Source organism: Sulfurovum sp. AR (assembly GCF_000296775.1).
GTDB classification, from domain to species: Bacteria; Campylobacterota; Campylobacteria; order Campylobacterales; family Sulfurovaceae; genus Sulfurovum; species Sulfurovum xiamenensis.
Genome location: NZ_AJLE01000001.1, coordinates 235,285 through 254,575, shown reverse-complemented (window position 1 = coordinate 254,575; position 19,291 = coordinate 235,285). Strand labels below are relative to the sequence as shown.

Sequence of the window (19,291 nt, the reverse complement as noted above, 5' to 3'; positions counted from 1 at the left end):
ATATGCAGATAGAAATAATCATATCATTTATAGGCTATATGCTGGTGATGCTGGCAATAGGGTTTTATTTTTACTTTAAAACCAATGATCTGAGTGACTATGTGTTAGGTGGACGCGGTCTCAACCCCAGTGTGACTGCCCTGAGTGCAGGCGCATCTGATATGAGTGGGTGGCTACTTCTTGGGCTTCCTGGTATGATGTATAGTGATGGAATCGTCGGTAGTTGGATCGCAGTGGGGCTTATTATAGGTGCCTATCTTAACTGGCATTATGTCGCAAAGCCGCTTAGAGTCTACACGCATCATCTGAACGATTCCATTACGATCCCGGATTACCTGGCAAACCGTTTTGAAGATAACGGACATATACTCCGGGTGGTTACTGCAGTGGTGATCTTGATTTTTTACACGCTTTATACTTCATCTGGGCTTGTAGGGGGAGCAAAGCTTTTTGAGGCAACATTTAACATCGCATATTCAGATGCACTGCTTATAGGAAGTTTTGTGATCGTTTCCTATACCTTTCTAGGAGGCTATAATGCCGTAAGCTGGACAGATTTTATTCAGGGTATTTTGATGATGCTGGCGCTTGTGATCACACCGCTCGTGGTTGTCACTGAACTTGGCGGGATCACCAGTGCCATCACAGCGATAGAATCCTTAGAACCATCACATCTTAACATGGTCAGCGGTGTCTCTCTTATCTCTGTGATATCACTGCTTACATGGGGGTTAGGCTATTTTGGACAGCCTCATATTCTTGTGAGATTTATGTCGATCAGAGATGAAAACGAGACACATAAAGCCAAAACCATCGGAATGAGCTGGATGATTTTATCCATCATCGGTTCTTTAAGCGTCGGTTTTTTCGGCTTTGCCTATGTCGCAGCGAACAGCATTGATCTGGCAGACAGTGAAAAGATCTTTATCTTACTCTCCCAGCTTGTTTTTAACCCTTGGATCGCAGGTTTTTTACTGGCTGCGATACTTGCGGCCATCATGAGTACAATCGACTCACAACTGCTGGTATCCTCTTCTGTGCTGACCAGAGATGTATACCACGCGATCCTACATAAAGAGGCCAGTAACAAAGAACTTGTCTGGATCGGGCGTGCCACAGTGATCTTGATCGCAGTTATCGCATGGTATTTATCCACAGATGAGAACTCCAGTGTCCTTAAACTCGTATCATATGCCTGGGCAGGATTTGGTGCCGCTTTTGGACCGCTCATTATATTGAGTCTCTATAACCGTAACATTACAAAGTTCGGTGCGATCGCAGGTATGGTAATGGGTGCTTTGACTGTCATCATCTGGAAAGAGTTAGAGGGTGGTATATTTGAGATCTTTGAATTGCTTCCTGGATTTGTTTTTTCATGGATAGCTATTTTGTTCTTTAGTAGATATGGCGCATCGAACCCGGATTCTATAGCTAAAAAGTTTGATGAAGTGCAAAACCGATTAGACTATGAATAGGAAATAATGAAGCGTATTAGCATAGATCTTCAAAACTGGACAAAAAAATTTTACAAAACGATAGATGTTTCAGTACAATAAGAGTACAGAACTATACCGTATATAAAAAAAAGGGATAAAAATGAAAAGGATAGTGATCAAGGTAGGAAGCAGTGTCTTAACAGAGACAACAAGTATAGCAAAAGAGAGGATGTTGAACCTAGCCTCTTTAATTGCTGAAGCCAGAAAACAATATGAAGTTATTCTTGTGACTTCAGGGGCAGTTGCTGCAGGATATACAGCAGTTAAATTGAACAGAAGTGTCCCTACAAGTAAAAAAGTGTTAGCTTCTGTTGGACAGCCTATACTTATGAGTTCCTATAAAAACAAATTTGATATTTATGATGTGCCTATTTCTCAGATACTTTTAACGGAAGAAGATTTTGACTCAAGAGTGCATACAAAGATATTTCAGGACATTATAGACAGAACACTGAAAAATGATATTTTGCCTATAGTCAATGAAAATGATATTTCAACAACGCCAGATCAACTCTTTGGAGATAATGACCAACTCTCTGCACACATCACCTACTATACCGGTGCTGATCTGCTTGTCATCTTAAGTGACATTGATGGGTATTATGATGATAACCCTAAAGAGAACCCAGACGCAAAGATCAGAAAAGTGGTCACTGAGATAAAAAAAGAAGAACTGGCACAGGAACATACACCAAACTCACAGTTTGCAACAGGAGGCATCGTAACAAAACTCAAAGCAGCTGACTACATTATGAGTAAAAAAAGAGAGATGTTTTTATGTAATGGTTATGATCTGACAACTGCTAGAGAATTTTTAATAGAGGGTGTACATAATAAAGGTACACTATTTACAACGAAAAAAGAAAAGAAAGAAAAATAATGAAGTTAACATTTATTGGCAATGGTAATATGGCTAAGGCGCTTATTGAAGGGTTAGTTGAACATTATGAGATAGAGGTTCTGGGAAGAAACAAACACTCTTTACAAGCGCTTCAAGAACAGCTTCCTCAAATTTCAACGAAAGTGATGGAAGCGAAAGAAGATATATCAAATAAACATATAGTACTTTGTGTCAAACCCTACTCTCTCCCTGATCTTGCTCCAAAATTAACGGGTGAAGCAGATGCCATTTATTCTGTTCTGGCAGGCACATCCATAGAGAGTCTCAGCGCACAGATCAAAGCAAAAAAATACATAAGAACGATGCCGAACTTAGGTGCGAGTCATCTTAAATCTATGACAACGATCACAGGAGATGAAGATCTAAAGGAAAGTGCATTAAGTATCTTTAACTCCATTGGTAGAAGTTTATGGCTCAACAGTGAAAACGAACTGGACATCGCAACAGGTGTCGCAGGAAGCGGGCCTGCATACTTGGCACTGATCGCTGAAAGCCTGGCCGATGGTGCAGTAAATCAAGGGCTTAAACGTGCGGATGCCCAGGTACTGGTACAAGGTCTTTTTGAAGGATTTGCATCCCTTATAGCACATGAAAACCCAGCGATCCTAAAAGATGGTGTGATGAGCCCGGGAGGCACAACTGCCGCTGGATATGCTGCACTAGAGCGTTGTAACGTGCGTCACGGTATGATGGAAGCAGTCAGTGATGCCTATGCTAAAGCCAAAGAGCTTAAAGAGAAAAACTAATGAAAAAGGAAAGAAAATGACAAAACTAGAAAACATATCAATGATCAAAGAAGCCAATGTATATTTCGATGGAAAAGTAGTAAGTAGAACTATTTTTTTACCCAATGGAGATAGACAGACCCTAGGTGTGATGCAGCCGGGTGAATATACATTTGACACGAATGAAGCAGAGATCATGGAGATGATGAGTGGAGAATTGGAGATAAGACTTCCGGGTGAAACAAAATTCAGGACATTAAACACCCCTGAGAGTTTCAATGTACCGGCCAACTCATCATTTGATCTGAAGATCAAAACAGTTACAGATTACTGCTGTAGTTATATAAAGGCATAACAATGGAAGCTTTTCTAAAAGAAGCGAAAAATTCAAGCAGGATTCTAGCGACCATCAGCGGACGTGAAAAAAACAGAATACTGAAGGAAATGGCTCAGGCCCTTAGAGATAACACCAGCACCCTAGTAGCACAGAACAAAAAAGATATGGAAGATGGAGAAAAGAACAAACTCTCTTCTGCACTGATGGACAGGCTTTTATTAGATGAAAGCCGCATCGATGCAATGGCAGTAGCCATAGAAGAGATAGCAGCCTTGAAAGACCCTGTAGGCCGTGTCTTGGACGGATGGATCACTGAAGATGGCTTAAACATGCAGAAGGTTTCTATCCCTATCGGTGTGATAGGGATCATCTACGAATCTCGTCCCAATGTGACTTCTGACACTGCAGCACTCTGTTTTAAAAGCTCCAATGTTTGTGTACTCAAAGGGGGTAAAGAGGCTCAGAACTCCAACGAAGAGATCGCCAGAATACTTCAAGATGTATTAGAAGCGAACGATCTCCCGCGTGCCTTGATCTCACTCATCCCGGATGCGTCAAGAGAGGGAGTTGACAAACTGATCAAGATGGATAAATATGTGGATCTTATCATCCCAAGAGGTGGTGCAGGACTCATCAAACATGTCACGGAGAATGCGACTGTCGCTGTGGTTAAACACGATAAAGGACAGTGTCATACCTACATCGACAAAGATGCAAAACTGGACAATGCCATAGCGATCGCGCTTAATGCAAAAGTACAACGTCCCGGTGTATGTAATGCTATGGAGACACTCTTGGTTGATGCTGCCATAGCAAAAGAGGCCTTACCTCAACTCAAAACTGCATTTGATGAGGCACACACCGAGCTCAAAGGTGATAGTAGAACACAAGATATTATAGAAGTTGCACATGCAACGGATGAAGATTATGATACAGAATATTTGGCGAATATTTTAAATATTAAAGTCGTTGATGGGGTTGAAGGTGCGATTGAACACATTGTGAGATTTGGTTCAGGACATTCTGAAGCTATTATCACAGAAAATATCACTACGGCTGAACTCTTTTTGAATGCTATCGATGCTGCAGCAGTCTATGTCAATGCCTCGACACGCTTTACAGATGGAGGTGCCTTTGGATTCGGTGCAGAAGTGGGGATCAGTACCAACAAACTCCATGCCAGAGGACCGATGGGCATAGAGGGGCTTACAACCTATAAGTTTAAAATTTACGGTAGCGGACAGGTACGTAAATAACCTGCTGCTTCTTGTCTACAGTTCACTGCAGCCCTCAAGGCTGTAGAGTACCTCAACCAATGACAACCCGTCACTTATTCCGAATACTCGATTTTACGCCTCCAGACAAGCACACCTAATGATGTGATGACAACCAGGAAAACCAACCCCACTACCACACTGAAAGTACCATTCGATCCCTCTGTAAATGGCAGACCGCTTGTATTCATACCAAAAAAACCAACGATCAGATTAAGCGGAAGAAAAACCGCTGAAATAATCGTAAGAAGAAAAATAAGACGATTCATTTTTTCATTGGTACGCGTATTATAAAAATTATAGAGATAATCGAGTTTTGAAAGCTGCAGTGTTGCAGAACGTAAAATACGTTCGCAATGCTCATGAATATCTATATAATGGTTCAAAGGAAAACTCCCATCCGTCTCATAATACTGGATCATATCCTGCATGACAGCTGAAGTACGGTGCATGATGCGTTCTACCCGTAAAATATCTCTTTTTAACGTAAGCCACTGTGTCATAAAGTTCGATTTTACTGTATCTTCATACAGTGTCTCTTCCATGTCGGAAATCTGATCCTGATAGGAGTGAAAGGATTTAAGGAGATAGTCCAAAAGTGTATCTATCTTTTGATGCGGCCCTTCAAATCGATTCCCTAGCTCCTCTAGTCTACTCTTTTCAGCATTGAACAGATAACTGGCATCTTTTGTAATGATAAACCCTAAGGAGATCGCTTCAAGCTTCTCAGTAATGACAGGAAGACGTATGATAAGCATATCATATTCATCATTGTCATCAAAAATAGAGGGGTGTAGAGGGTTGTCTAAATCTTCTAGATGCAGTGTATCGACCAAATGTTCTACGTGTGTCATAATTTTACCTTTTAGATGTCATTACAAACCATAGTGTCAACCTAATATTTCAGCCTCGACAGAGACTAAGATATTCTCATCAGCCTTCAGATCAACTGTGGAATCCTCTACTTTGAAATCAAGTTCTCTCAATATCAACTTCATCGCCTCTATACGTGCTTTATGCTTATCATTTGACCGAATAATATGCCATGGGGACTCAGGGGTATGGGTACGTTCAAGCATGATTCTCTTTTTTTGTGTGAACTCATTCCACATTGCCTGGGCCTGCATATCTATTTCACTGAGCTTCCACTGTCTCAAAGGATCGGTACGACGTTTTTCAAAACGTTCATTTTGTATCTCTTTGGAAACGCTCAGATAGATCTTTATCAGACGTGTACCATGCTTCGTGAAGGAATCTTCAAAGTTGGTCACCGTGTCTAAAAAAAGTTCATACTCATTCTGGGTACAAAATCCAAATACCGGCTCAACCATGGCACGGTTATACCAACTTCGATCAAAAAGTACCAATTCTCCCCCGCGTGGGAAATGCTTAATATATTTTTGAAAATACCATTGTGATCTCTCTTCATCCGTAGGTTTACCAAGCGCAACAGAACGACAGTGCTTAGGGTTCAGATATTGGGATATGCTCCCGATAAGACTTCCTTTTCCTGCCGCATCTCTTCCCTCAAAGAGTACGATCACTTTTTGGGATTTTTCCTCTATTTCAGTCAAGAGTTTCACCAACTGGGCCTGATATATTTCCAACTCTTTCATCTTGGCATAATAGAGATCAGCTTCCGTATGAGTTTGCCGTAAGAGCTCATTCTCTTTACGCAGTTTTTCTATGATCTCTTCATGCATCTGACATTCCTAAATACCAATACAGTCATTTTTATACGATCCTCTCATCTACCATTGGAATCTCCATCAGGGTCTCATCCTGATGGAAAGGTTCCATGCGCTCTTCAGCGATTTGAATATCTTTCAGTGCTGCGATATGAAACGCTGCATCCCCCTCATGGATAAGAGGAATTTGTGTTTTTCCTATGATAATACCATCAAAAGGTGCAGCCACTTCATAGCTTTGATCATCAAACAATGAATGAATACGTGCAATGATATCCCCCTCTTCCACTACATCACCTAATTGTTTAATGGTTTGTATCATACCACTTTCGTGCGCACGTATCCATTTGCTGTTTTTTGTCAACACAGGCTTAATGCGACTGCTTTTTTTGACACGCACCGGCAGCATCTCGTTAGCCCTGAGTACATTGATAATGCCTTTTACCCCGATCTTAATGGATTTTTCATCCAGTCTCAAAGCTTCTCCCGCTTCATACAGTAAGATCGGTATCCCTTTATCTTGTGCTACAGCACGTAAAGATCCATCCCTTAATTCCGAATGTAGTATCACAGGTGCTTCAAATGCATAGGCAAGTCTCAAAGTATATTCATTGTCGATATTGGTACGCACTTGGGGGAGATTGTCCTTATGAATACTGGCCGTATGCAGGTCGATCCCCAGATCACATTGGGATACGATCTCATCAAAAAAGGTCTTTGCCAGACGTGAGGCAAGCGCTCCTTTGGAATGACCCGGGAAACTTCTGTTCAGGTCACGTCTGTCAGGTAGATACCTCGAAAGGTTTATGGCTCCGTAAATGTTCACTATAGGAACAAGTATCAATGTACCTTTAAGTTTGGTAAGCAAATGCAGCTGACGAAGACGACGGATGATCTCTATACCATTGAGTTCATCTCCATGAATGGCTGCACTAATGAAAACCGTTGGACCCGCTTTTTTACCGCGGATCACATAGGCTGTAAGAGACGTAGGTGTACCGTAAAAACTTGGCAACTCTATCTCTACACGTCTTTGTGTACCTCTAGGTATCTCTTCACCACCTAAGATAAAAGGATTATGTCTCATTTATGCCCCAATATTATCTTTTCTGCGACGCGGTGGTTTTTTATTATCCGTAGGTTTAATGTTGGCTTCAATATAATCCATGATCTTCCCTGCGATATTTGCATTGGTCGCTTTTTCAATACCTTCAAGTCCAGGAGATGAGTTCACCTCCATCACCAATGGACCACGATCAGAAGGGATCATATCTACACCGCATACACCCAGTCCCATTGCCTTTGCAGCAGCGATCGCCGTAGATTTTTCCTTACGGCTGAGTTTATGTGCAGTTGCACTTCCTCCCTGATGAAGGTTGGATCTGAAATCACCTTCTGCACCTTGGCGTTTCATCGCCCCGACCACCTGGCCATTGATGACAAATGCACGGATATCTGCTCCCCCAGCCTCTTTGATGAACTCCTGCACCAAAAGACTCACATCCATGCCATAAAAAGCATCCAATACTGATTGTGCTGCTTTTTGTGTCTCTGCAAGTACCACTCCGACCCCCTGAGTTCCTTCAAGGATCTTAAGTACCAAAGGGGTCCCTCCGATGAGTTTGATCACATCTTTCGCATTGGCTTTATTGGATGCAAACACTGTTTTTGGCATATCAACATCATTGATAGATAACACCTGAAGGCTTCTGAGCTTATCCCTGGATCTTGCGATCGCAAGATTACCCGCCACACTGAAAGCTCCCATCATTTCAAAGTGACGCACCATCGCTGTGCCGTAAAACGTTCGACTTGCGCCAATACGAGGGATGATAGCGTCTGGTACCGGTAACAATTCACCATCATAAATCACTAACAGCTCTCCCTTCACGATCTCGATCGTACACATCAAATAATCTATGACACGTACATTCCATCCTTTTGCTTCAGCTGCCTCTATCAACCTTTGTGTTGAATAGAGATTTATATTTCTAGAAAGTATGTAAACGGTCATTATTTATCCTTTGTAATATATTTATGAGAAACATCTATCAAATAGTGATGTGATAGGAAACGTCTTCCTATCAGCATAGGATACTTCATATTTTCTCTATTGGTCAGTGAGATCTCAGCCTCATAGGTTTTACAGCCCAATTTCACCATTGATTTCACGAATATTCTCTCTTCAATACTGCCATTGGAACTTTTTACATTTTTGACCTTGTATATGGGCAAAGTAAGCCTTTTACCATGATAGGCAGGATGCACTTCATCATGCAGGGTGAAAATAACATTCTCACCCTCTACTTCAATGTCATCACAGTGCATAGAACAAGAGTCCGCGCCTGTATCGATCTTGGCATCCAAAGCAAAAAGTTCCAGTCCTGGAAGATCCACTCTTTCTATATATCCTATTACTTCCATCTTCTTTCCTTTTCTATACTTTCAAATAAATTGTTTCCAATATTTTCAGTGCTTTCTCAATGGATTCCAGAGAGACTGTTTCTGCCGTCGTGTGATACCCTGTCGTAGGAAGCTGAAATGTTGTTCCCTGTATGGAGCCGTCACTCGCTTTTGCCAAGCGTCCCATCTCCGTACTTCCTAGAGAATAAAGGGGTTTTCCTTGCGCCAAGAACTCTCTGTTGAGATCCTCTATAAATGCATCTTTGTATCCGTATTTTATCGAGAACTCATCACAAATGGTTTCGATCTGTTTCGTCAATGGTGAAACAAAAGTGGCATTTGCATCTTTATTCCTCAACACGATATGCTGTGCCTCTGCAGCAATCCTTCCGGGATATGGACTGGTATCAAGCACCAATAAGGAATCGGTTGAGAGATCATGTCCTCTGAACCATTCAAGTAAATACCGCCAACTCTTCCCTACCTCTTCTTGTGCAGTGAAAAAAGCGCGCCCCTGGTATCCTCTCTCATATAAAAAAAGAATGATCGCTGCACTCAGTACGTTATCGAGTTGTGCAGAAAGATACCCATCCTCATAAGTAAGTGTATCCACATAGGCTACAGGTGTACCCGCATACAAATGTTCCAGTCCTTTTACTTTAAAAAGAAGGTTCAATCTGCGTTCACACATATAGGCACTGTCTATCTCCCCTAACCCCAGGTACGCACCTGACCATGGATCATAGGCTTGAACACGCTGATTCATAAAACGTCCTATAATATCCTTATAGGTTTTTTCAGCCACAGAATCTCCTGTCAGATCTCCTCTGTTCTGTGCAATAAAGGCTGCATACTGGAATTCATTGGGACCGGTACAGATAAGACCATGACGGTCAATATGCGCAGAGATCATACCGTTATCAGGTTCAGATCCTTCTGCTACAAGTAAGCCTTCATACAGCGTTGCACTGATCCCTCTCTCTTCCAGTTCTCTTTTCAAGTAAAGGAAAAAAGAGTGTTCAGCCCCTACAACAGAAGGTGTTCGTATAAGCTGTTTCAGTATATCAAGAAAACGGCCTATCTCTTCGGGTTCCCCGCCAGTCTCTTGCATATGTTTTAAAAAGATCCTCTTAAACACAATACCCTGCTTTCTTTCATGAAATTAAAACTAATTATTGCATACATAAGCTTCTAAAAGCACCTATAACAGGCTAAATCTATATTTTTGCATGAAATCTACTTTATCATAGTAGGTAGATAATATAGTCCACACTGAATACACACATTCATTTTATACTATTCCAAATAGGATCTTTAAGTATGAGAAAAATGAAAAATAAAATTTTTTATAATCAAAGAGACAAGGACGATACGTAATGAAAGCATCAGATCTATTTATCAAAGCATTAGAGAATGAGGGGGTTGAATATATCTTTGGTATTCCCGGAGAGGAGAATCTGGACCTTTTAAATTCCTTGCGAGACTCCAGTATTCAATTTATTTTGACCCGTCATGAACAGGGTGCAGGTTTTATGGCTGCGACCTATGGACGACTCACGGGAAAAGTCGGTGTATGTATGGCTACTTTGGGACCGGGTGCAACTAACCTTGTGACACCTGCAGCGTATGCCAACCTGGGAGGTATCCCCATGTTGATGATCACCGGTCAGAAACCGATCAAGAAAAGCAAGCAAGGACGTTTTCAGATCATAGATGTTGTGCACATGATGAAACCCATTACAAAATGTTCCAAACAAGTGGTCAATGGCAACAACATCGCTGGGATGGTACGTCAGAGTTTTAAATTGGCTTCACAGGAGAGACCCGGTGCAGTACATATTGAACTGCCTGAAGATATTGCAAGAGAAGAAGTGGAGGAACAACTCTTTCCTGTGCGTAAAACCTATTACCCGATTGCCAGAAATGAAAGTTTACAAAATGCCTTAAAGATGTTATACGAAGCAAAAATGCCGTTGGTCCTCATTGGAGCCGGAGCCAATCGCAGGTGCATTGGCTCTGCTATGAAAGAGTTTATAGATAAACTCGGAATACCCTTTTTTATGACCCAAATGGGGAAAGGCGTTGTGAGCGAGTTCCATCCTTTATACCTTGGAACAGCCGCACTCTCTGAGAACGATTATCTCCATTGTGCAATAGACAGGGCTGACCTGATCATCAATGTAGGGCATGACATCATCGAAAAACCGCCATTTATAATGAAACAGGGAGGAACAAAAGTCATACATATCAATTTTTCACCTTCCAGTGTAGATGACACCTATTTCCCTCAGCTTGATGTGACCGGTGATGTTGCCCAAAATTTGGTCTCTTTGACCGAACTGGCCCAAAAACAAGCACACTGGGATTTTACATACTTTATGCGTATTAAAGATGAATCACAAAGACATATCGTGAAATATTTTAAAGATGAAAGATTTCCGATCTTACCGCAAAGAGCACTCAAGGACATTAGAGATGTTCTTCCAAAAGATGGCATTTTGGCTTTAGACAATGGTATCTATAAGATTTGGTTCGCACGTAATTACAAATGTTTTTTACCCAATACACTGTTGCTTGATAATGCATTGGCCACTATGGGTGCCGGTCTGGCTTCTGCGATGGCTGCCAAGATCGTACATCCCGATAAAAAAGTGATAGCGGTATGTGGGGACGGTGGTTTTATGATGAACGCACAAGAGTTGGAAACTGCTGTCAGACTGAAGTTGGATCTTGTGGTCATCATTTTAAATGACAGTGCCTACGGTATGATCAAATGGAAACAGGAAGGCATGGGATTTGATCATTTTGGATTGGATTTCAAAAATCCGGACTTTGTCCAGTATGCCAAAGCGTATGGTGCCATGGGGTATAGACCGGCCTCCTGCGATGAATTCGGTTCCATTTTAAATAATGTGATCGACCGTAAAGGTGTACATCTGATCGATCTGGCGGTAGACTATAGTTTAAACCATGCCATTTTAAATGAGTTACTCAAAAATAAAACGTGTTTGGCATAAGGCGTAAACCATAGAATAAATCAATCATTTTAGGAGTGGGTAGTATGAATAGTATTAAAGTAAAGTCACCATTTGACGGAAAGGTATTGGATGAGATACCCCTTTCAAATGAAGAAGATATTGATCTGGCTTTAGATCGTGCCCGTAAAGTGTATGAAAAGCAGGAGATGTGGTTGCCCAAATATGAACGTATTTCTATTTTAGAGAAAACGGTTGAGATCATGAGCAGCCGCATAGAAGAAATCACACTTATAGCAGCCAGTGAAGGCGGTAAACCTTACATGGATTCAAAGGTTGAAGTGGAACGTGCCATCAATGGTGTAAAACTTGCTATTGAACATATGGGTGTTTTTGAGGGGAAAGAGATAGCCATGGGTCATACGAAAAGTTCAGTGAATCGTATGGCCTATACTATGAAAGAGCCTATTGGTGTGGTTGCCGCAATTTCAGCCTTTAACCATCCCCTAAATCTTGCTGTACATCAAACCGTTCCGGCTATAGCCGTTGGATCGCCTGTTATTATTAAACCATCTGAGTCTACCCCTATGTCCGCGATTAATTTTGTCAACATTTTATATGAAGCAGGATTGCCTAAAGCGTGGTGTCAAGTAGTAGTATGTCACAGGGAAGCAGCGCAGTATCTCGCTACAAGCCCCAAGATAGACTATTTGACCTTTATTGGTTCAGGTGCTGTCGGATGGTACCTTAACTCAAAAGTCTCTCCAGGTACCCGTGTGGGCCTCGAACATGGAGGTGTCGCACCTGTGATCGTTGAAGCTGATGCCGATATGGAAACATTGATCCCTGCTTTGGCCAAAGGTGGATTTTATCATGCAGGCCAAGTCTGTGTCTCCGTGCAACGTATCTATGTCCATGAAGATATTTGTGATGAAGTGGGTTTGAAATTAGCTCAGGCGGCGCAAAAGCTGATCGTTGGTGATCCTCTGGATCCCAAAACAGAGGTGGGACCGCTCATTTCACACCAAGAAGTCAATCGAGTAGAGTCATGGGTCAATGAGGCGATCTCCGGAGGTGCAAAAGTTCTTTGTGGAGGTCAACGTATTTCTAAAAGCTGTTTTGAACCCACAGTACTTTTAGATCCACCACATGATGCCAAAGTAAGTACCTCAGAGATTTTTGGTCCGGTTGTCTGTATTTACCCCTATAGTGATATTGAAGATGCGTTTAAAGAAGCCAACCGTCTGGAATACTCTTTTCAAGCAGCCGTATTTACTAAAAATATTGACACAGCCTTGCTGGCAGTTAAGCGTCTCAACGGCACTACTGTGATGGTCAATGACCATACAGCATTCAGGGTTGATTGGATGCCGTTTGGTGGGGCTAAAGCATCAGGTTTGGGACTGGGTGGCATCTCTTATTCAATGGAAGAGATGAGTAAAGAGAAATTGATGGTGATAAAATCTTCAGTTTTATAAATTCAATTTTACTTTTACACATGCATTACACATAGCTTGAGTACTGTAAATAATACCAAAAAAAAGAGAAAGAAAATGCTACGAAAAATACTATTAAGTTTGTTTGTATTTACGTCACTGTCTATATGTGACACAGTTGCAAATAGTCCGGCACTGAGCTTTTCACATCATGATAAATCCCTAGCATGGGGACCTTGCCCTGCATTTCTCGGTGAAGCGTGCAAGATAGCCATACTCCATGGGGATCCTGCCAAAGAGAACCTGGATATTTTCTTTAAAGTTCCGGCTGATTATGCTATTCCGCATCACTGGCATACTTCAGCAGAACGGATGGTACTGGTATCAGGGAAGATGACCGTTACCTATGACAACCAGGAGAGTGAACTGCTCACAAAAGGTATGTATGCCTACGGCCCATCCAAGCATCCACATACAGCCTATTGTGAAAAAGGTGAGGAGCCGTGTGTACTCTTCATCGCATTTGAAGAGCCTATCGATGCTTTTGAAGTGATCAAAGAGACGAGAGAGTAGATCTTGGGAAGTATAGCTATGAATACTTCCAGAGATGGTACAAAACTTTACAAAAGCGCTTCTATCCCTAGTTATACTAAAACAAAAATGTTGTAGTATAGTGCAATGAAAAGGAGTTGTATTGTTTCGTCTGTTCCCTCATCTCTATATCAGGCTTATTGGTATGGTCACATTGACACTGCTATTGACTGCCTGTTCATTCAAGTCACGTACCTATGAAGCACCAAGTGTTACAGCGTATCAAAATGCTAAGGTTGCAGGGTATAAACATATACGATACTGGGGTGATAAAACAGCACAATATACCTATACAAGAGACAATATCAAAAGACTCGGAGCCAATAAAAATTTTCGTAAAAGAATAGATATACTTGCCCTTTCAGGTGGTGCCGAGGACGGTGCGTATGGTGCAGGTTTTTTGAAAGGCTGGAGTGAACGTGGTAACAGACCCGAGTTTACTGTGGTAACAGGTATTTCAACCGGTGCACTGATCGCCCCTTTTGCTTTCTTGGGACCAAAGTATGATAAGGTGCTACAAAAACTCTATACAGAATCTTCACAAAAGAACATCGTCTTATTATCGCCGATGGAAGCGCTCTTTGGTGCTTCACTAGGAGATACAGCTCCACTTAAAAAGATCCTCTCGGAAGAGATCAATGACGATTTTGTAGCAGAGTTGGCAAAAGAGGCAAAAAAGGGACGTTTACTGCAGATCGGTACTACCAATCTTGATGCACAGCGTCCAGTGGTTTGGGAGATCACTGAAATCGCTTTAAGTGGTCGTTCAGATGCACCAAAACTTATCAGAGATATCATGTTGGCCTCAGCTTCTATTCCAGGAGCCTTTCCACCCGTACTCATAGATGTTGTGATCAATGGAAAAAAATACCAGGAGGTACATGTAGACGGTGGTGTAACCAGACAGATCTTTGTCTATCCTCGTGATCTCGATATACGAAAGCTGCAGCGTATGTTACATATGTATCCTCAAAAAAACATGTGGCTGATACGAAATACCAAAATTGACCCTGAGTATAAACCTATTTCTCTTTCACTTGCTGATATTGCAGAGCGCTCATTTTATACTTTGACAAAATACCATGGACTTGGGGACCTGGTCAATATCACCTCACTGGCAAAACGTGATGGATTTCATATACATATAACCAATGTTCCAAAGAGTTTTGATGTACCTTTAGAAGATTTTTTTGACAAAAAATATATGAAAGCACTCTATCAAGTAGGCTATGAAAAAGGGCGTTCAAATTCAGCCTGGCAAACAACGCTTAAATTTTGATCATAAAGTTCAAAACTCTTTTTTGCATTTGGTCTAAAATATTGTATACTAAAAATAATGCAATGAATAAACATGATTATAGAAAGCCGAATGTAAGTGATAGCAGATACTTATATCTATGATGCAGATCATAAATCCCGGAAAAGCTTGAGAAAGCATCGCTCATTATCCTAGGAGGATAAGTTGACAGATTTTGGTAGTTGGCCGTTGCCATTCATAGTTTCAGCCTTCACTATCGTTACTTTAATTATCGGATGGTTCGGTATCAAGATGACCAAAACTGCCCGAGATCTCGCTCAAAGTACCGGATTAGGCGAAGCACTTATGGGCGCAGTGTTTATTGGTGCATCTACATCTTTGTCAGGTATTACTACCTCCGTCTCCGCTGCGGCTTCAGGATATGCAGAGCTGGCAGTGAGTAATGGATTAGGAGGTATTGCGGCTCAAACTGCATTTCTTGCTTTGGCCGATATCACTTATAAACGTGCTAATCTTGAACATGCAGCTGCATCCGCTGAAAATCTTTTTATGTCCTCCTTCCTTCTTACATTATTGGCCATACATGCATTAGCACTGTCAGTCCCTGCGATCAGTATCTTCGGCGTGCATCCTGCTACATTTGTTTTGATCATTATATATATATTTGGTGTACATCTTCTGGCTCGTACGCACGAAACCCCGATGTGGCTTCCCAAAAAAACAAGAGACACTTCATCTGAAGCCGAAGACAAAAGTCGTCGCCATGGTAATCATATTTGGAAACTTTGGATACGCTTTACCCTCTACGGAACAGTCGTTGCTTTGGCAGGTTGGTCACTTGCGCAGCTAGCCATACCTCTTGGAGAGAAATCTGGTTTATCTGATGGAATCGTCGGTGGTATATTTACAGCTGTGTCGACATCTATTCCCGAACTTGTGGTCGCTATTACCGCTGTGCGCATGGGTGCACTGAATTTAGCTGTAGGAGACATTATCGGAGGCAATGCATTTGACACACTTTTTATTGCCGCATCAGATATTGCCTACCGTGAAGGCCCAATTTATGCCGATGTTTCAAGTGCAGAGCAATTCTGGCTTGCCAACTCGATGTTGATGACCAGTGTACTTCTTATGGGACTCATATATCGCGAACGTCACGGGCCAGGAAATATTGGTTTTGAAAGTGTAGTGTTACTCATTCTATATTTAGGAGGACTTGTAAGCCTATCTTTAGTGGGATAACAAAATTTTGAGGATGATGGGCTATAATAACTCATAGCATAACAAGGAGAGTAGAAATGGTCAATTTCACTTATCAAAATCCAACAAGAATAGAGTTTGGAAGAGACAAAGAAAAAAATATCGGTGAGTATCTCGCTGCAGAGAATATCAAAAAAGTCTTATTGACATACGGAAGTGATCGTATCAAAAAAGACGGTCTGTTCGACATAGTTATATCCAGCCTAGAAGCAAATGGTATCGAATTTGTTGAGTTAGGAGGAATCGTTAGTAACCCGATCCTATCAAAAGTCTATGAAGCAACAGAACTGGCAAAAAAGCACAGTGTTGATGCCATACTCAGTGTCGGTGGGGGTTCTGTATTGGACAGTGCAAAAGCCATAGCGGCCGGCAGTCTGTATGACGGTGATGTGTGGGATTTCTTTATCGGAAAAAGTGTTATTCAAAAGGCACTGCCGGTATTTGACATTATCACCCTTGCAGCCACGGGGAGTGAAATGAACACTTTTGCCGTGGTGACGAATGAAGAAACGAAGCAGAAATTCTCTATCGCTTCACCGCACCTCTATCCAAAGGTATCCGTCGTCAATCCTGAACTTCAAAAGTCGGTCTCGAAGGAGTACCTGGTCTATTCTGCTTCAGACATTATCGCCCACTCTATCGAAGGGTATTTTACTGCATCCTCACATCCAGATATCATTGCTGCTTATATCGAAGCGAACATTGCCACGGTCATGAAAACCACTGAAACACTGCTGGCGGACCCAGATAACTATGACGCACGCGGGGAGTTCGCGTGGGCAGCGACCCAGGCGTTAAACGGTACAACCTATCTGGGAGTAGAAGGGTACAGTTTTCCAAACCATATGATCGAGCATACCCTTTCTGCACTCTTCAATGTACCACACGGTGCAGGTCTTTCGGTCGTCATGCCGGCATGGATGAAATGGTACCTTTCACAGAACGAAGCGCAGTTCGAACGTTTCGCGCAAAAACTGTTTGGACTTTCCGGTGCGATGGAAGGAATAGAAGCATTGGAGTCATGGTTCAACAAAGTCGGTACCCCAACCAGGCTTTCCCAACTCTCGATAAAGAAAAGTGATATTGATCTGATTGTGGAGAATGCTTGTGAGCATGCAGAAGCTTTCGGGTTGGCTGAAATGTATACGAAAGATGTGTTAAAAGAGATTCTTGAAAAAGCATTGTAGGTTGTGATCTGATTTACATACAGGAGTCTACTACTTTTAGCAGACTTCTACAGTATATTGATATTCTTTGTTTATAAGATTCAAGCGTTTCTAGTAGATTATAAATAATAACTATCGAATTATGTCTATTTTTTCAATTTCGGCAAACAACAACGTTTATATTTCACTCCGCTTCCACATATACATTTTTGGTTGTTTGTAAATTTTACTTTATCCTCATAGATCTCACCATCGACATATTTGTACATATCGTTTATTTTGATAAAAGTGGATCTTTCATGATGTAGATGTTGCACATGATCGAAAATATAATAGGCTTTAAACTCCACGATATCATCACTAGACTCAATGATCTCCAAGTGCTGCCACAGACTGTTATCTGCCCAGTCTTGTATAAATTTGAGTTCTTCATCACTCCATGTATGATCATGTGTTGTCGCCTGAAGATAGTTTACATCCCCCAAACAGTAGGCACTATAGCGTGAGCGCATAAGACTCAGAGCCGTCGTTGCCGGCTTCTGCACTCTTAAAATAGGTTCACAACATTCTGAAAAATCTAATCCGCTTTTACAATAACACTTCATCCTCTTAACCTTAAATCCTCTAGTATCTCTTGACCACTGCTGAGAGTGACCCATATGGGACAGCATCATACCATAAAACGCATTTTATAATATAAACTTAGTATACTACACTCTGACATGAAGCATCAATTCAGTGGAGGAAGCCCTAAAATGCCAAGAAATAAACATTTACCTCTAAACAATATCTTTATCCCCTCCAAGGTTCCTTCTAAAAAGCTTATGATCATTTTGCACGGCCGCGGGGATTCAGCCCGTGGCTTTACCTTCTTACCACCCTACCTCAGTCTTGATGACATGAACTACCTTTTACTCAATGCCCCCTATAGTTACTATGGAGGATACTCGTGGTATGATCTGCCCCCCAACCAGTTAGAAGGTATTACACATTCACGTGCACTCCTAACAGAGATCTTTGATGCCCTTTTTGAAGAGGAGTTCAATGCCGAGGAAAGCTTTTTGTTCGGATTCTCTCAAGGTGCCCTGCTCACCTTTGAATTTGGGGCCAGATATGAAAAAGTGCTTGCAGGGTACATCGCGGTAAGCGGGTATATCTACGATGTCGACACACTTTTACAAGAGATGAACCCAAATGTAAATACTTCAAACTGGTTATGTACGCATGGGACTTATGATGGTATACTCCCATTTAATACCTCAAAAACACAAATTGGAATATTACAAAATGGCGGGTTTGACATCACATTTAAAAGTTATGATAAAGACCATACTATTGCCGAAGATGAATTGATGATGATAAAAGAGTGGATAAAAAACAAACTTTAAGGACGAGGTTTTTGTAAGGATGTATGCTTAAGTATATGTTCTTTTTTTCTTCTATGTGCTACTTTGAGCATCTGCGTTTTTTCTTCTATATTTGCTTTGTTCCATTGACACATATCGTCAAAAGTACGAAAACACCCTAGACAGACATCATCTTCATTGAGACAACATTTTTTTATGCATGGTTTGTTTATATCTATCATCATTATTTCCTTCTAAGTGCTGCGATAAATGTTTTAATTTCTTTTCTCCATACCACCATCAAAGAAGTACGGTTGTATTGGTTTTCATACTACTTTGGGATCGCTTTAGTTTGGCTAAAAGGTATCGACATCATTTCCTTATGTTTTACTATCACTCCTCTTAAAAAATATGCTATTATCTCTGCAGTAAATA

General features: G+C 41.4%; 20 protein-coding genes. 12 read left to right on the top strand and 8 right to left on the bottom strand.

Annotation, left to right across the window (positions count from 1 at the left end):
- Nucleotides 1–2 precede the first annotated feature (2 nt).
- From putP to SULAR_RS01270, 5 genes are all read left to right on the top strand, one after another.
- A complete protein-coding gene (gene putP / locus SULAR_RS01290) occupies nt 3–1,475 on the top strand; it encodes a sodium/proline symporter PutP (protein WP_008242146.1) in 1,473 nt (490 codons plus the stop codon).
- Between the two features lie 121 nt (nt 1,476–1,596).
- Nucleotides 1,597–2,376, top strand: a complete 780-nt coding sequence (proB, locus tag SULAR_RS01285) for a glutamate 5-kinase (protein ID WP_008242144.1) — start codon at nt 1,597–1,599, stop codon at nt 2,374–2,376.
- Nucleotides 2,376–3,143, top strand: coding sequence for a pyrroline-5-carboxylate reductase (locus SULAR_RS01280; protein ID WP_008242142.1), 768 nt, complete (start codon nt 2,376–2,378; stop codon nt 3,141–3,143). The genes proB and SULAR_RS01280 overlap by 1 nt, the downstream gene beginning before the upstream one ends.
- A gap of 16 nt (nt 3,144–3,159) precedes the next feature.
- Nucleotides 3,160–3,477 carry a pyrimidine/purine nucleoside phosphorylase gene (locus SULAR_RS01275; protein ID WP_008242140.1) on the top strand — a complete coding sequence of 106 codons (318 nt, stop codon included), beginning with the start codon at nt 3,160–3,162 and terminating at the stop codon, nt 3,475–3,477.
- A gap of 2 nt (nt 3,478–3,479) precedes the next feature.
- Nucleotides 3,480–4,715, top strand: coding sequence for a glutamate-5-semialdehyde dehydrogenase (locus tag SULAR_RS01270; RefSeq protein ID WP_008242137.1), 1,236 nt, complete (start codon nt 3,480–3,482; stop codon nt 4,713–4,715).
- Nucleotides 4,716–4,789: 74 nt separating this feature from the next.
- Here the strand turns inward: SULAR_RS01270 and SULAR_RS01265 are convergent, their stop codons facing one another.
- The 6 genes from SULAR_RS01265 to SULAR_RS01240 are packed head-to-tail and all read right to left on the bottom strand — an operon-like array spanning nt 4,790 to nt 9,962.
- Nucleotides 4,790–5,587: a CorA family divalent cation transporter gene (locus tag SULAR_RS01265; protein ID WP_008242134.1), complete on the bottom strand. Its 798-nt coding sequence runs from the start codon at nt 5,585–5,587 to the stop codon at nt 4,790–4,792.
- 36 nt (nt 5,588–5,623) lie between these two features.
- Nucleotides 5,624–6,436 carry a polyphosphate kinase 2 gene (ppk2, locus tag SULAR_RS01260; protein WP_008242132.1) on the bottom strand — a complete coding sequence of 271 codons (813 nt, stop codon included), beginning with the start codon at nt 6,434–6,436 and terminating at the stop codon, nt 5,624–5,626.
- Between the two features lie 31 nt (nt 6,437–6,467).
- The gene (locus tag SULAR_RS01255) at nt 6,468–7,508 is read right to left on the bottom strand and encodes a succinylglutamate desuccinylase/aspartoacylase family protein (RefSeq protein ID WP_008242131.1); all 1,041 of its coding nucleotides are present in this window, start codon (nt 7,506–7,508) and stop codon (nt 6,468–6,470) included.
- Nucleotides 7,509–8,435 carry a 30S ribosomal protein S6--L-glutamate ligase gene (gene rimK / locus SULAR_RS01250; RefSeq protein ID WP_008242128.1) on the bottom strand — a complete coding sequence of 309 codons (927 nt, stop codon included), beginning with the start codon at nt 8,433–8,435 and terminating at the stop codon, nt 7,509–7,511.
- Complete coding sequence (locus SULAR_RS01245; protein ID WP_008242125.1) at nt 8,435–8,845, bottom strand: RimK/LysX family protein; 411 nt, start codon at nt 8,843–8,845, stop codon at nt 8,435–8,437. The genes rimK and SULAR_RS01245 overlap by 1 nt, the downstream gene beginning before the upstream one ends.
- 13 nt (nt 8,846–8,858) lie before the next feature.
- Nucleotides 8,859–9,962: a peptidase M42 gene (locus SULAR_RS01240; RefSeq protein WP_238536342.1), complete on the bottom strand. Its 1,104-nt coding sequence runs from the start codon at nt 9,960–9,962 to the stop codon at nt 8,859–8,861.
- Between the two features lie 238 nt (nt 9,963–10,200).
- Here SULAR_RS01240 and SULAR_RS01235 point away from each other — a divergent pair, with 238 nt between their 5' ends.
- The 6 genes from SULAR_RS01235 to SULAR_RS01210 all read left to right on the top strand — a co-directional run bounded on the left by SULAR_RS01235 (nt 10,201) and on the right by SULAR_RS01210 (nt 17,531).
- A complete protein-coding gene (locus SULAR_RS01235) occupies nt 10,201–11,841 on the top strand; it encodes an acetolactate synthase large subunit (protein WP_008242121.1) in 1,641 nt (546 codons plus the stop codon).
- 44 nt (nt 11,842–11,885) lie between these two features.
- Nucleotides 11,886–13,277: an aldehyde dehydrogenase family protein gene (locus tag SULAR_RS01230; RefSeq protein ID WP_008242119.1), complete on the top strand. Its 1,392-nt coding sequence runs from the start codon at nt 11,886–11,888 to the stop codon at nt 13,275–13,277.
- Nucleotides 13,278–13,352: 75 nt separating this feature from the next.
- Nucleotides 13,353–13,808 carry a cupin domain-containing protein gene (locus SULAR_RS01225; protein WP_008242117.1) on the top strand — a complete coding sequence of 152 codons (456 nt, stop codon included), beginning with the start codon at nt 13,353–13,355 and terminating at the stop codon, nt 13,806–13,808.
- Nucleotides 13,809–13,929: 121 nt separating this feature from the next.
- Entirely contained in the window at nt 13,930–15,105 is a 1,176-nt protein-coding gene (locus SULAR_RS01220) for a patatin-like phospholipase family protein (RefSeq protein ID WP_008242115.1), read from the top strand.
- Nucleotides 15,106–15,288: 183 nt separating this feature from the next.
- Nucleotides 15,289–16,326 (top strand): sodium:calcium antiporter, encoded by a 1,038-nt coding sequence (locus tag SULAR_RS01215; protein WP_008242114.1) that lies wholly within the window; start codon nt 15,289–15,291, stop codon nt 16,324–16,326.
- 56 nt (nt 16,327–16,382) lie between these two features.
- On the top strand, nt 16,383–17,531 hold the full coding sequence (locus SULAR_RS01210; RefSeq protein ID WP_008242113.1) for an iron-containing alcohol dehydrogenase: 1,149 nt from the start codon (nt 16,383–16,385) through the stop codon (nt 17,529–17,531).
- Nucleotides 17,532–17,656: 125 nt separating this feature from the next.
- Here SULAR_RS01210 and SULAR_RS01205 read toward each other — a convergent pair whose 3' ends face one another.
- Entirely contained in the window at nt 17,657–18,115 is a 459-nt protein-coding gene (locus SULAR_RS01205; protein ID WP_008242112.1) for a YchJ family protein, read from the bottom strand.
- 150 nt (nt 18,116–18,265) lie between these two features.
- On the opposite strand from SULAR_RS01205, the gene SULAR_RS01200 reads away from it, so the two are divergent.
- A complete protein-coding gene (locus tag SULAR_RS01200; RefSeq protein ID WP_008242111.1) occupies nt 18,266–18,898 on the top strand; it encodes an alpha/beta hydrolase in 633 nt (210 codons plus the stop codon).
- Here SULAR_RS01200 and SULAR_RS01195 read toward each other — a convergent pair.
- The gene (locus SULAR_RS01195) at nt 18,895–19,098 is read right to left on the bottom strand and encodes a DUF1289 domain-containing protein (protein ID WP_008242110.1); all 204 of its coding nucleotides are present in this window, start codon (nt 19,096–19,098) and stop codon (nt 18,895–18,897) included. The two genes, SULAR_RS01200 and SULAR_RS01195, sit on opposite strands and share 4 nt — an antisense overlap.
- Between the last annotated feature and the right edge of the window lie 193 nt (nt 19,099–19,291).